Source organism: Lujinxingia vulgaris, from assembly GCF_007997005.1.
Lineage (GTDB): Bacteria > Myxococcota_A > Bradymonadia > Bradymonadales > Bradymonadaceae > Lujinxingia.
In genome coordinates this window covers 145,485-159,567 of record NZ_VOSL01000044.1, presented here as the reverse complement: position 1 = coordinate 159,567, position 14,083 = coordinate 145,485, and the positions used below count along the sequence as shown (strand labels likewise).

5 protein-coding genes are annotated in these 14,083 nt (G+C 67.0%); all 5 read left to right on the top strand.

The window, feature by feature from the left end:
• Positions 1-147 precede the first annotated feature (147 nt).
• The 5 genes from secD to FRC96_RS09855 all read left to right on the top strand — a co-directional run bounded on the left by secD (position 148) and on the right by FRC96_RS09855 (position 13,937).
• Positions 148-1,962: a protein translocase subunit SecD gene (secD, locus tag FRC96_RS09875; RefSeq protein ID WP_146974328.1), complete on the top strand. Its 1,815-nt coding sequence runs from the start codon at positions 148-150 to the stop codon at positions 1,960-1,962.
• Positions 1,963-2,045: 83 nt separating this feature from the next.
• Positions 2,046-3,236 (top strand): protein translocase subunit SecF, encoded by a 1,191-nt coding sequence (secF, locus tag FRC96_RS09870; protein WP_146974327.1) that lies wholly within the window; start codon positions 2,046-2,048, stop codon positions 3,234-3,236.
• 210 nt (positions 3,237-3,446) lie between these two features.
• Entirely contained in the window at positions 3,447-5,201 is a 1,755-nt protein-coding gene (gene recJ / locus FRC96_RS09865) for a single-stranded-DNA-specific exonuclease RecJ (RefSeq protein ID WP_146974326.1), read from the top strand.
• Between the two features lie 22 nt (positions 5,202-5,223).
• Positions 5,224-5,589, top strand: a complete 366-nt coding sequence (locus tag FRC96_RS09860) for a hypothetical protein (RefSeq protein WP_146974325.1) — start codon at positions 5,224-5,226, stop codon at positions 5,587-5,589.
• Between the two features lie 410 nt (positions 5,590-5,999).
• A complete protein-coding gene (locus tag FRC96_RS09855; protein WP_146974324.1) occupies positions 6,000-13,937 on the top strand; it encodes a PPC domain-containing protein in 7,938 nt (2,645 codons plus the stop codon).
• The last annotated feature ends 146 nt before the right edge of the window (positions 13,938-14,083 follow it).

Sequence of the window (14,083 nt, the reverse complement as noted above, 5' to 3'; positions counted from 1 at the left end):
GTGGCGGCGTCTCCGGACGCTGGCCCCAAGAATGTGTCCGGGTCCCGAAGATGGGGGGCCCGGCTCGCGAATTGACGACAGAGCGCGCGTGAACCCCCGGACCAGGACGGCCCGGGAGTCGGCGCGCTCGAACGGAGTTTCGGTTTTATGAAGAGCTCACTGTACCGCTGGGGAGTTGTTGTCGTGGCCTTTCTGGTCGCGCTCTACCTGCTGACCCCCACGATCATCGACTGGTCCGATGGCAAACTCGACGGCGCGCCTGGCTCGACCGATGGCGTCGCCTCGCTGTTTCTGGAGACCAACGAGGCCACCGGTCAGGTGACCTGGGAGGGCATCCAGCCTCTGACCCTGGGCCTGGATCTGCAGGGCGGGCTGCTCTTGCAGTACCACGTCTATGTCGACCGCGCCGTTCAGGACCGGCTCACGCGGATGGCGTCGGACCTGGAGGAGCGCCTGGCCCAGGAGAAGGAAGGCCTCGAGGTCGAAGCGGTCCACCCCCCGGGTGAGACCTACATCGACGTCACGCTGGCCGACCCGGCGGATAAGGATCTCTTCACCGAAGAGTTCATGACCTTCTTCCCCAGCATGTTGCTCACCGACACCGGCAGCAACACGATGCGCCTGGAGATGGACCCGAACTACATCGACGAGACCAAAGACTTCGCGGTGACCCAGGCCATTGAGACCATCCGCTCGCGTATTGACGCGCTGGGTGTGGCCGAGCCTTCCATCACCCGCCAGGGCATGAGCGACATCGTCATTCAGCTCCCGGGTATTCAGGAAGAGAACATCGAGCGCGCCAAGGAGCTCATCGGCCAGACCGCGCAGCTGCGCTTCCAGATGGTCGACGACGACGGCACCAACCAGTTCTTCGGTCAGTTCCGTGGCCAGCTCCCGGCAGGATTTGCGCTGCGCAGCATCGACGGCGGCTACTTCTCGGTGACCCACCAGAGCAAGGACGCGCTCAAGGAGTTCTTCGCCGGCCGCGCCCCGGACGACCGTGCGATTGGCTACCAGTTCCACCCGGTCTATATCGACCGTGAAAACGGCGTCATCGACGAGCAGCAGTCCTACTGGAAGACCTACCTGGTCTACCGCGAGGCGGAGCTGACCGGCGATTACATCCAGGACGCCCGCGTGGCGGTCGACCAGCAGTTCAACCGCCCCTACGTCTCGCTGAACTTCGACGCCAAGGGCGCCGAGCTCTTCGGCAACACCACCACCGAATACACCGGCCAGCGTTTCGCCATCATGATGGACGACGAGGTCAACAGCGCGCCGGTCATCAACGAGCCGATCCTTGGCGGTCGCGCCCAGATCACGCTGGGTTCGATGCAGTCCTACACCGAGATTCAGAAAGAGGCGCAGGACCTGGTCATCGCGCTGCGCCACGGTGCGCTGCCCGCGCCGATCGAGCGTCAGTTCGAGACGATCGTCGGCCCCACCCTCGGTCAGGACTCCATCGACTCCTCGATGCGCGCGCTGATGGTCGGTAGCATCCTGGTCATCCTCTTCATGCTCATCTACTACCGTCGCAGCGGCTTCATCTCGACGATCGCGCTGACGCTCAACCTGGTGCTGATCATGGCCGGCCTGGCCGCCATCGGCGCCACGCTGACGCTTCCGGGTATCGCCGGCATCATCCTCACCGTCGGTATGGCCGTGGACGCCAACGTCATCATCTACGAGCGCATCCGCGAGGAGCTGGTGGTGCGCAAGAAGCCCATCCGCGTGGCGGTCAAAGAGGGCTTCGACCTGGCGTTCTCGGCGGTTCTCGATGCCAACATCACCACCGGTATCGCCGCGCTGGTCTTGTTGCAGTACGGCACCGGCCCGATTCGAGGCTTTGCCATCACCCTGCTCATCGGGATCGTCTCGACGCTCTTTACCGCCGTCTACGTCACGCGCATCCTCTTCGACGACTGGATGCAGCGCAGCAAGAACGACACGCTGAGCATCTGAGCGAGGCCCCTTTTACGCGAACGCGCCGCCTGTCGACTTGAGTCGGCCCCGAGGCGGCGCCCTCGAATAGCAGTGAGACACCCATGAAGATGTTTCAAATTTACCCATACGATGCGCAGAACGACATCATCGGCAAGCGCAAGATCGCCGGGATCATCTCGATTATCGCGATGATCGCCAGCGTGGTTCTGCTGGTGACCATCGGCCCCAAATGGGGCATCGACTTCCGCGGCGGCACCGAGCTGATCATCAAAGTCGACCCCAGCGTCACCGACGATGAGGTGCGCGAGGCGGCTGCCGGCATCGGCCTGACCGATGCCTCGGTTCAGCGTTACGGCGCCGAGAGTGAGGGCCGCTTCATGATCCAGACCCAGGAGGTCTCGGTCGTCGATGAGGTCAAGGTCGAAGAGATCCGGGGCGCGCTGGAAGCCCTCGGTGACCTGGACGCGGCGCTCTGGAATGACGAGCAGCCCGACCGCATGGACCTTCGCTTTAGCGCCCAGAAAGATGTCGCGCAGATCGAAGAGGCCATCCTCGCCACGGGCCTCTCGCGGGTGACCGTGGAGACGGCCGGTCAGGCCGAAGAGGCCTTCTACTCGGTGCGTTTCCAGGATCTGCAGAACATCATCCGCGAGGGCTTCGCCGCAGCATTTGGCGAAAAATTCACCGAAGCCGGCGGCCTGGAGCGCCTGGAGACGGTCGGCCCTCGTGCCGGCGAACAGCTGCGTAACAGCGGACTGGTCTCCATCATCGTCGCCATGCTGGCGATCCTCGTCTACATCTGGTTCCGCTTCGACATCCGCTACTCCCCCGGTGCGGTCGGCGCGCTGGCGCACGACGTCACCATCGCGCTGGGCATGTTTGTCGTGCTGCAGATCGAGATCAGCCTGCCGATCATTGCCGCGGTCCTCACGATCATCGGGTATTCACTCAACGATACGATCGTCCTCTTTGACCGTATCCGCGAAGACCTCGACAACGCCGGCACCAAGCCGCTGATCGAGGTCGTCAACGAGGCGATGAACGAGACGCTCAGCCGTACCCTGATCACCTCGCTGACCACCCTGCTGGCGGTGACGATGATCGCGGTCATCGGCACCGGTCTGATTCAGGACTTTGCCATCGCGCTGATTATCGGCATCGTCATCGGTACCTACTCCTCGATCTTCATCGCCGCGCCTCTGATGGTGCGCATGGACGGCTATCTCAAGGAGCGCCGTAAGGCCCAGGCGCTGCTCGATAAGGCCGACGCCGATGAAGGTGCCATCGTCTGAGGCCATGGCCTGACGCGCACATCGAGAAGGTCCGAGAGCCCCACGGCAGCTGCCGCGGGGCTCTTTTTTTGAGCGCTGAGCCGCAGCGCAAGCGCTGCGCGATGAATGACGTTGGGGGGAAACTTTGTTAGGCTCAGCGTCGCCCGGCGCGCCTTTTTAACGAGTGACCCCGCGCGCCTCTTTATCGCGTAAGCCGCAGGCCCAACGACCATGGAACAGACCTCACCCGAATGGGTTGTCACCCGAGCTCAAGATGTCAGCGCCGAGGCGCTGGCCGGGGAGCTCGGCGTGCACCCGCTGACCGCACGCATCCTCTTGCAGCGCGGCATTGGCGATGTCGACCAGGCCGCGCGCTTCTTGAACCCCTCGCTCAAGCAGATGGCCGACCCTTTTGGCATGAAGGGCATGGAAGAGGCCGTCGTCGAGGTGCTCACCGCCATCGATCGGGGCGAACGCATCATGATCCACGGCGACTACGACGTCGACGGGGTCTGCAGCGTCGCCCTGCTCTACCAGTTCTTGCGCCAGCTGGGCGCTCAGGTGGAGTACACGATCCCCCAGCGCGACCAGGACGGCTACGGCCTCAATGCGCGCAGCGTGCGGCGCTTTGCGGAGCAAGGGGTCTCGCTGGTCATCACGACCGACTGCGGGGTCTCCAACGTCGAGGAGATCGGGCTGGCCCGGGAGCTCGGGCTCAAGGTGGTGGTCGTCGATCACCACACCGTGCCCCCGGTGCTTCCTCCGGCCAACGCGATCTTAAACCCGCTGCAGCCCGGCTGTGACTTTGCGTTTAAGCAGCTGGCCGCCGTGGGCGTGACCTTCTGCCTTGTGGTGGCGCTGCGCGCCACATTGCGCGACCACGGGGTCTTTCAGCATATCCCGGAGCCGGACATCCGCGAGTACCTGGACCTGGTGGCGCTGGGCACGGTGGCCGACGTGGTGCCGCTGGTCGATCTCAACCGCATCTTTGTGCGCCACGGGCTTGAGGTGCTGGCCGGGCGCCGCCGGGCGGGCATCTCCGCCTTGATGGAGCGGGCCCGTGTCGACCAGGGGCCCATCTCACCACAGACCATCAGCTTTCGGCTGGCACCGCGGCTTAACGCCGCCGGGCGTATGGGCGATGCCTCGATCTGTGTGGAGCTTCTGACCACCGAGAGCTACGCCCGCGCCATCGCTCTGGCCCGGGAGCTCGAAGCCCAGAACAAGGCTCGCCAGGGGCTGGAGCGGGAGCTTCTGGAGCTGGCCATCCCCCAGGCCGAGCGGGAGGTGGCCCTGGGTCGCCAGATGCTGGTGGTGGCCGGTCGCGGCTGGCATCGCGGCGTACTGGGCATCGTCGCCAGCCGGCTCGTGGAGCGTTTTCACCGCCCGGTGGCCATGGTGGGTATCGATGAGGAGGGTGTGGGCAAAGGGAGCGTGCGCAGCATCGAGGGCATCAACGTCATCGAGGTGCTTCGCTTCTCCACCGATCTGCTGGAGACCTTCGGAGGGCATACGGCCGCGGCGGGCCTCTCGCTGCTGGAGAAAAACGTTGAGGCGCTGCGCGAGCGCCTCGATGAAGGGCTCTGCCGGGGGCTGGAAGGTCGCGTGCTGCCGCAGCGCAAGCTCACGATCGACTGCGAGGTCTGCCTGGGTGAGCTCGACGATCGTTTCGGGCGAGATTTGAGGCGCCTGGGGCCCTTCGGTACGGGAAATCGGGAGCCTGTGTTGCTCTGCCGCCAGAGTCAGGCCTCGCATGTGCGGGTGGTGGGCAACAACCACCTCAAGGCGAAGTTTCGGGGCGGCGGAAATGCCCTCGACGGCATCGGGTTCTCTATGGCAGAGGAGGCCGCGCTGCTCAATGTGCCGGTCGCCGTAGCCTTCGTTCCCCGCTTTGCCACCTTCCGCGGGCGCACTCGCCTGGAGATGCATATCCGCGGCCTGCGGCGCGCCGACGAGCGCTGCCCCGACCGCGTGCTCACCCCCTGAAAGATCTACCCCGGTTCTCGCTATGCCTCGTTACCGACGCCCTCGAAGGCGTGCGCCCAACTGGCGCGCCGCCGCGGTTCAGATCGCCGTGCTCACGCTGATGCTCGTGGCGCTGCTCTCGTTTAAGGATGTCATCGGCACCGGGACGACCGCCTTTGTGGAGTCACTGACCGCCGAGGACGTGCGGGTCGCCGCCCCTGAGGCGACCGGAGCTGAGGCCCCCGGAGCCAACGCGCCGGGCCGGGCGGATCAGGCGCAGGCCGACGGCGATACGTCCGACTCGGCCGAAACTGCCGACTCGGCAGACCTGGCAGACCTGGCCGAAACTGCCGACTCGGCAGACCTGGCCGATACGCCAGACTCCCCGGGCAACTCCGACACCGACTGAGCGCATCGAGCATCGCCTCGAATCTCCTAAAACGCGACAACGTGGCACAGTCGATGCCCTGCCCCCCCCACCTCAGCGTGGTAATTTGCAACAGTGCATCGCATCGCCCCCCACCTGAGCGTGACATGTTGTCATAGTCGATGCCCTCGCCACCCACCTGAGCGTGGTGTTTTGCAACATGCCATCGCTTCCAGCGCGCTTTTGGCCCGCTGAAGGGCATCCGGCATCGATCCGGACCCGGGTGAGCCCGATGTGGCACGATGCCCCCCCCTCATGCAGACATGGGACGCGATCGACGATGACCGACCGGTCAGCCCTACCTTGACCGCAGAGCGCCTTTTCGCGACGGTGGTAGCGTTTCTTACGTCGATGATTTGGGCGCCCTGCCCGTCGCTTCAAAGGCCTGTGCCATGCGTGTCTGCCGTCTTCTCGTGTTCTTGAGTGTGTGGGTGTTTCTGGTGAGCTGTGGAGGCGACGAGCCGCAGCTGGAGTGCAGCGAGAGCGCGCCCTGTGAGCGGGGCGCCTGCACCTCGGAGAACGTCTGCGACAACGCGCCGGTCTGCGAGCAGCCTCAGGACTGCCTGGAGGGGTTCAACTGCATCGATGGCGCCTGCACCGACGCGGAGGCCGGCCTCTGCGAAGGCGTCAGCTGCGCGCGGGGCATCTGCGACCCCGAGAGCGGCCAGTGCGTCAACGACGTGGCGTGCAGCTCGCTGACTCAGGAGACGGCCTGCCTGGAGGCGCACCTCTGCGTGGAGGGGAGCTGCGTGAGCGAGGCGGATTTCTGCGCCGGGCTGGGCTGTGAGCGCGGCACCTGCGCGATCGACGAGCGCGCCTGTGTCAACGCCGAGCGCTGCGACGGGGATGACGCCCGCTGCCTGGCCGGGTTTTACTGCGCCGACGACGCCAGCTGTCAGCCCAACGTCTGCGACGACGATGGCATCACGTGTGCCCGGGGCGTCTGCGATCCGGCCTCCGGGGAGTGCGTCAGCGCAGAGGCGTGCCAGGCGCAGTCGGAGTGCCTCGACGGGCTCTGGTGCGTCGAGGGCAGCTGCGAGGCACCCGAAGACGCCTGCCGGGGGTGCGCGGGCAACCAGAGCTGTGATGTGGACGGGGCCACCAACGCGCTGATCTGCCGTGAGAACGTGCTCGGCTGCGAGCGCTCGGTGGACTGCCTCGACGGGCGGGTTTGCCGCGCCGGGCGGTGCGCGCCGGTTGAGACGTTGAGCTGCCTTCAGGACGGCTATGAGCCCAACGACGGCACCGACGAGGCCACCGATCTGAAGAGCGCGCAGTCTGATGGTGGCGAGGTGCGGGCGTCGGTCTGCGCGGGCGATGTGGACCGCTTCACCTACAATGTGCAGGGCCAGGGGCTGATCCGCGGCGTGGCGATCTTTGAGCTTCGACTCGTTGCAGAAGACCTGGGCGCGGGCCGCCTCGACGTGCGTCTGCTTGATCCGAATGGCGACGAAGTCACCCGCGCGCAGAGCGACGATCAGGGTGTGGTGCGGCTGGAGAAAGACGTGCGCGCCTTTGAGCTGGGAGTCTACAGCCTGGAGGTCCGTCAGGCCGAAAGCGCGCCGGCCTCCGGGCTTCGCTACAGCCTTTACGGGCGCTTTGTCGAAGAGAACACCGCGGCGTTCTGCGCCGAGGCCGAGACGATTGAGCCAGGCATCCACCCCGGCGACACCACCGACGCCCCTCAGGGCATCGAGGCCGGCGAGTGCCTCGACGCAAGCTCGCCGGCCCGGGCGTACCGCTTTGTGCTGGAGCGTCCGGGGCGCGTGGTGTTGAGCCTGCGCTCGAACTCGAGCGCCGCGCTGGGCCTGGTGCTGCGAGAGGGGTGCGATCGCCCGGACGGAGCGCTGGCGTGTGCGCTGGCGGAGGAGGTCGTGGCCGGTGAGACGCTGGAAATGACCCTGCGCGAAGGGGTCTACCACGCCATTGTCCAGGGGGAGACGGCCACCGAGCGCGGCGCCTACGACCTGACTCTATCCATCGAGGAGCTGCGCTGCACCCCGGGCCAGAGCCGTTGCGTGGGCGATGATCAGGCGGAGGTCTGCCTGGAAGACGGCACCGCCTTCGCGCCGCAGAGCTGCGAGCAGGGCTGCTCCGCCCAGACCGGCGCCTGTGAGGTCCGCGAGGGCGACCGCTGCTCGGCGGCCATCGACGCCACCGGCGGCTTTGAGGGGGCGGTGAGCTGGCGCGATGTCTCGCCAGACTACGATCCGGGCGCAGCGAGCTGCCTGCCGGATAACGCCGCGTCCCGCTCGACCTCCGAGGCGGACTCGGTCTACCGCGTCACGCTCGGCCCCGGGCAGGCCGTGGAGGCGTGGCTCAGCAGCAACGTCGCCAATACCTCGCTCTACGTGATGGAGAACTGCCAGCAGCCCGCCGCAAGCTGCCTGGCCGGGGCGGATAGCCGCCAGGCCGAGCTCAACGGGCGCTTTGAGCAGAGCGTCGTCTACGTCAACCGCTCCGCGGTGGAGCGCACCGTCTTTGTGGTCGCCGACAGCGGTGAGGCCCAGATCGCCGAAGAGGCCCCGCTGCGCATCCTCGCCGGCAACGTGATCTGCGAGCCGGGCGCGACCCGCTGCGACGGCGACAGCCTGCAGGTCTGCAGCCCCTCGGGCGTGGCGTATCTGACCGAGCGCAGCTGCCCCTTCGGCTGCCAGGAAGCCACCCTTCCCGACGAGCTGACCCGCTGCGCGCCGATGCAGAACGACGTATGCAAGGGGGCCGTGGCGCTTCGCGACGGCTCGATCTTTGAGGCGTTGATCGACGACTACGCCTCCAGTGTGGGCGCGCCGGGCTGTGACGTCGGGCTCGAAGGCCCCGGCGCGCTCTTCTATGCCGATTTACAGTCCGAGCAGGTGCTCGACCTGCACCTCGACGCGCAGTTTGAAGCGGCGATCGAGGTGGCCACGCGCTGCGATGATTTCGCCGGGAGCTGCGCCGCCTCCCAGCTCAACGCGATACCCGGGGAGCAGGAGCTGCGCTTTGTCGCACCGAGCTCCGGCCGCTACTTCGTGCGTGTTGGCGCGCAGCAAGGGGCGGCCGCCGGCGCGTTCACCTTGAGCGCAACGGTGCGCTCTCCGAGCTGCGCCCCTGGCGAGCTTTTGGGCTGCGTCAGCCCCACCGAGCTCGGCTTCTGCGACGCGTTTGGCCAGCCCCAGACCTACGCCTGCGTGGGCGGCTGCGACCAGGGCGCGTGCGCTGAGCCTTCCGGCGATATCTGCGCCGACGCCCGCGTGATCGACGTTGGCGAGCAGGTCACGGGCGACTTCCGCGGCATCAACGCGCTGGATCTGGGCACCGACGCGGTGGGCAGCTGCCAGCTCGACGCGTCGGGGGCCGGCCCCGAGACGATCTTCGCGGTCGACGTGCCCGCCGGGCAGCGTCTGGACGTCGAGATCGCCTCGGAGAACGCGTTTACCCTGGCCTACCTGATGACCAACTGCGAGGTCGCCGCCAGCTGCCAGGACGGCAGCGGTCAGGGCCGCGACCACACGCTCTCGTATGTGGCCGGCAGCAGCGATGAGCGCGTCTTCGTGGTCGTCGACCGGGTGATCGGCGCGCCGAGCTCCTCGGAGTTTGAGCTGACGACCTCCTTGCAAACGCCGGGTTGCGCGATGGGCGCGGTGGCCTGCATCGACGACGCCACGCTGGGGGTCTGCGACCCGTCCAACTTCTATGAGCCCTACCGCTGCGAGGGGGGCTGTGTGGATGGCGCCTGCGCTGAGCCCCGCGGGGACATCTGCCAGGACGCGATCGTGCTCAGCGATGGCGAGTCGGCCACCGGCACCTGGGTGGGAAGCGACAGCCTCAACCCCACCGAGGGTTGTGACGAGGTGGCCGGAGAGGCGGTGGGCGTCGACACGCTCTACGCCGTTGATCTGCAGGCCGGCGACGTGCTTCGGGCCGAACTCGACACCACCGCCACCACCGCCCTGCTCTACCTGGTCGACGGTTGCGCCGGCACCTCGAGCTGCGTGAGCGCGGCGTCCGCAGCCGATGACTTCTTGTATCACGTCGCCGAGGAGGCCGAACGCGTCTACCTGGTGGTCGACCGCACGGTGGCAAGCCCCCTGACACAGAACTTTGACCTCTCAGTAAGTGTGGAGCCCCAGGTGTGTACGCCTGGCACCCAGACCTGCCGCCCGGATGGGGCGACGCTGGCCTACTGCAACCCGTACGGCACCTACGACGAGTACCGCTGCGGGGTGGGATGTGCGGAGAGCGCCTGCACCTTCCCCACCGGGACCTCGTGCTGGGAGCCGGTGCCCCTGACCGACGGGGAGGTCGCCACCGGCGATCTTGTTGGCGAGAGCGACTTCGATCTCGGCAACGATCCACCCGCCGCCTGCATCGGAGGTGGGTACAGCCGGGCAACCCCGGGGGCCGATCGTTTCTGGGAGTTAAGCTTACGCGCCGGCCAGACCCTGACCGCTTACTTCGAGAGCCCGGCAGCCGACGCCACCCTTTACGTGCTCGATGACTGCCGCAGCCCGGCCGGCTGCCGCGCCCGCAGCCAGACCAACGGCCGCCGCGGCGAGCTGCGGCTGACGGCGGAGCAGGACGAGACGATCGTGATGGCGCTCGACCGCACCTCCACCTTCCCGAGTGGGAGCGCCCCCTTCACCTTCTATTACACCTTGGAAACCGGCCCCTGCGCCATCGGCGCCCCGGTGTGCGTAGGCGACGACGTGCTCGCCTACTGCGACGCGCAGGAGCGGCGCCTGCGGGCCATCCCCTGTGAGAGCGGCTGCTCCGAGGGCGCCTGCACGGTGCCCGGTGGCGATATCTGCCAGGACGCGATCCTGATCGGCGCCAACACCACGCTCAGCGGCGACTTCTCGGGCACCAACCACATCGATCCGCCCGAAGAGCAGGCCGGCCAGTGCGACGTCGGGACCGGCGGGACCTCCGGCGTCGATACGATCTACGCCATCGATCTGGAGGCCTCCCAGGTGCTTCGGGCTTCGCTTACGTCGTCGGCCTTTGGCGAGACCCTCGCGATCCTGGAGAGCTGCGACCGCGGCGCCAACGCGTGCCTGCGCTTTGAGAGCGGCTCAAACCCCGACCTGGAGTTTGTGGCTCCCAACGCCGGGCGCTACTTTTTGGTGGTCGACCGCACCTCCACCTCCTCCACCACGCTGACCTTTGGTCTTGAGGTCGAGGTGCTCGACCCGCAATGCACCCCGGGTCAGGAGCAATGCTCGGCGGACGCCAGCGCGCTGGAGCGCTGCGGGGCCAATGGCCTCTGGGAGAGCTACCCCTGCTCGGGGGGCTGCGCCGACGCGCGCTGCACCGCCCCCGATGGCGCAAGCTGCGCGGAGGCCATCGCCCTGACGAGTGGCCAGGTGGTCAGCGCCTCCTTGGCCGGAACATCCGCCATCACGCCGGGCACCGGAGAGGTGGGCCAATGCGACTTCGGCTTTAACTCCGGCGCGGGCCCCGAGGGGGTCTACACCGTCTCGCTGAGCGCTGGCGAGGTGTTGCGCGCCGAGCTCAGCACCACCCTGACCAGCGCGCTGCTCTATGTGCTCGACGACTGCTACGACGCCTCAACCTGCCTGAACAAGCTGGCCGACGCCGGGCCGGGCACCCTCTACTTCCAGGCCCCGGAGAGCGGCACCTACACGCTGGTCGTCGACAGCCGATTTGCCAGCACCACCGCCGACTACACCCTGGCGGTCGACGTGCAGTCGCCGGGCAGCTGCCAGCCCGGCTCCACCACCTGCGCCGACAACGACCAGAACCTCGCCATCTGCAACGCGCTGGGCGTCTACGATTACATCGGCTGCGACGGAGGCTGTGTGGATGGCGCGTGCGTCAATCCCACCGGCGACCGCTGCATCGATATGATCGACGCCACCGCCGGCGGCACCTTCAGCGGCGGCTGGGCCGGCACCGTCGACATCAGCACCCCGGAGAGTCAGGTGGGCCTCTGCGACTTCGAGAGCCGCCCCCCGCGCGGTCGCGACACCTACTACCGCGTCTCGTTGCAGGCCGGTGAGGTGTTGCGCGCGAAGATGACCACGACCAACGCCTCCGCCCTGCTCTACCTGCTGGAGAGCTGCGGCCAGATCGAGAGCTGCCTCTTCGCCGAGCCCAACCCCCGCGACAACGAGCTCTTCTTCGTGGCTCCCGAAGCCATGGAGGCGGTGCTCGTGGTCGACACCACCAGCAGCTGGTCGAGCAGCGCGACCTACGAGCTGACCATCAGCACCGAGGTCCCCGGCTGCACCTACGGTGCGCGACAGTGCAGCGCCGATGCGGGCTCGGTGGAGGTCTGCAACGCGTACGGTGTCTGGGAGTCCTTTGACTGCACGGGACCTTGCCTGGGCGGTTTTTGCGAGGTCCCCTCGGGCGATATCTGCCTCGACGCCATCGCGCTCAACCCGGGCGATGAGTTCTCCGGGGAGTTCATCGACTTCAGCGCGCAGATCGACCCGCGCGACGCGGACTGCCTCTACGCGCAGGCCACCGGCGGCGCGGGGCGAGATGCGGTGTTTGCGCTGGACTTAAACGCCGGCGACATCCTGGAGGCCAGCGTGGTCAGCCCGGTGAGCAACCTGAGCCTCTATCTGCTCGGCGACTGCCAGCAGTCGGTCGATGAGGCGTGTGTGGTCGGTCGCACCCGCACCTCCCGCGAGTCGTTTACCATCCCCGAGAGCGGCACCTACCACCTGGTCGTCGACACGCCCTACACCTGGTCGAGCGGCGCGTTCACGCTGCGCACCAGCATTGTCAGCGGCGGGGGCATCTGCCAGCCGGGCCAGCCCTACTGCCAGCCGGACGGCCAGACCCTGGCCTTTTGCAACGATCGCGGCACCCAGATCGACGCGCTGGTGACCTGTGAGTACGGCTGCGACCGCGGGCGCTGCGCCTCACCGCCCATCGAGGAGCTCAATGACAGCTGCGATGTGGCGATGGTCATCGATCAGTCCCAGCGCGTCAGCGACACGCTCACCCGCTTTAGCGACGCACTCACCCTGCCCTCGTCGAGCTGCACCGGCATCAACAGCTACGGCAACGACGCGTTTTACGCGGTGCCCCTGGAGGCCGGTGAGGTTTTGAGAGCGTCGATGAACGTGACCAGCGGCTCGGCGATGCTCTACCTCTTTGAAGACTGCGCCGACGCCGAGGCCTCCTGCCAGTCGGCCAGCGGTATGGGCACCCAGAACGTGGTCGAGTACGCCGCCGACAGCGCGCGCACCGTCTACGTGGGCGTCGATACGACCTTCTATGCGTCGGTGTTCTACACCCTGGATTTTGAGATCGGTCAGGCCGAGTGCGTGCCCGGCCAGAACGTCTGCGAAGACGGCGACACCCTCCAAGTCTGCGATGGTCTGGGGCGCTATGAGGAGCAATCCTGCTACTTCGGCTGCGCGTCGGGCGCCTGCCAGCCGCCTCCCAACGACAGCTGCGCCGAGGCCATCGACGCCACAGAGGGCATCGGCTTCGTGGCGGACCTGGGTGCCTACACCCCCCTCTACTCGCCGCAAGCCGCTTCGAGCTGCACCGGCAGCGAAGAGCTCGGACCGGAGGCGGTCTTCTCGGTCGACGCTCAGGCCTATGAGCGCATCATCGTGGCGATGCTCTCCGATCAGGCGGACCGCTCGCTGTGGATCAGCCAGGGCTGCGCGATCGAAGGCGACGCCGGCGGTGAGTGTGTTGCCGGCGTGCGCGGCTCGGCCGCCGGAGAGGTCCAGATCATCGAGTTCCTGGCGCGCGAAGCTGGCCGCTACTACATCTACGCCGACGCCGGCGCTCCGGCTGCCACTGGCGAGTTCAGCGTGGACATCTGGGTGGAGAGCCCTCAGTGCCAGGCCGGTGAGACCGCCTGCGTCGACGCACAGACCCTGGGCGTCTGCAACGACGAGCGCAGCGGCTTTGTCGACTACGCCTGCGAGGGGGGCTGCGTCGAGGGCGCCTGCACCTCCCCGCGCGGCGACATCTGCGATGATCGGATCACGCTCTCCTCCTCCGGCACCACCACCGGCGATCTGGCCACCCTCACCAACACCCTCAACCTGGCCTACCCCAGCTGCACCGGATTCGACACCCCGGGCCCGGAGGCCCTCTTCGAGCTGACGCTTCAGGCCGGCGAGGGCGTCGACGCCGTCGCCCGCAACATCGAGGGCGCTCAGGCCGACCTTGCCCTCTATGTGCTCGACCAATGCGGCGACGCCGAAAGCTGCCTCGCCGGCCAGGATGCCTTTGGCGGGGTCGATGAGACGCTGAGCTTCACCGCCCCGGAGAGCGGCACGTATATCCTGGTGGTCGACAGCTACGACGCCGAGACCGCCGGACGCTTTGAGCTGGAGGTGTCCTTCTTCTAAGGCTCTCACGACGCCTGGGACGCGATGCGTTTTATGCGCTCCGATGCGCCGGCGAGGGATCGCCGGCGCAATTTTTTTCCAGCGCTTCTTTACAAAACATCACATCACCCCCTTCCCCGACCTCGCGCCCGAGCGCACTTTCGCTG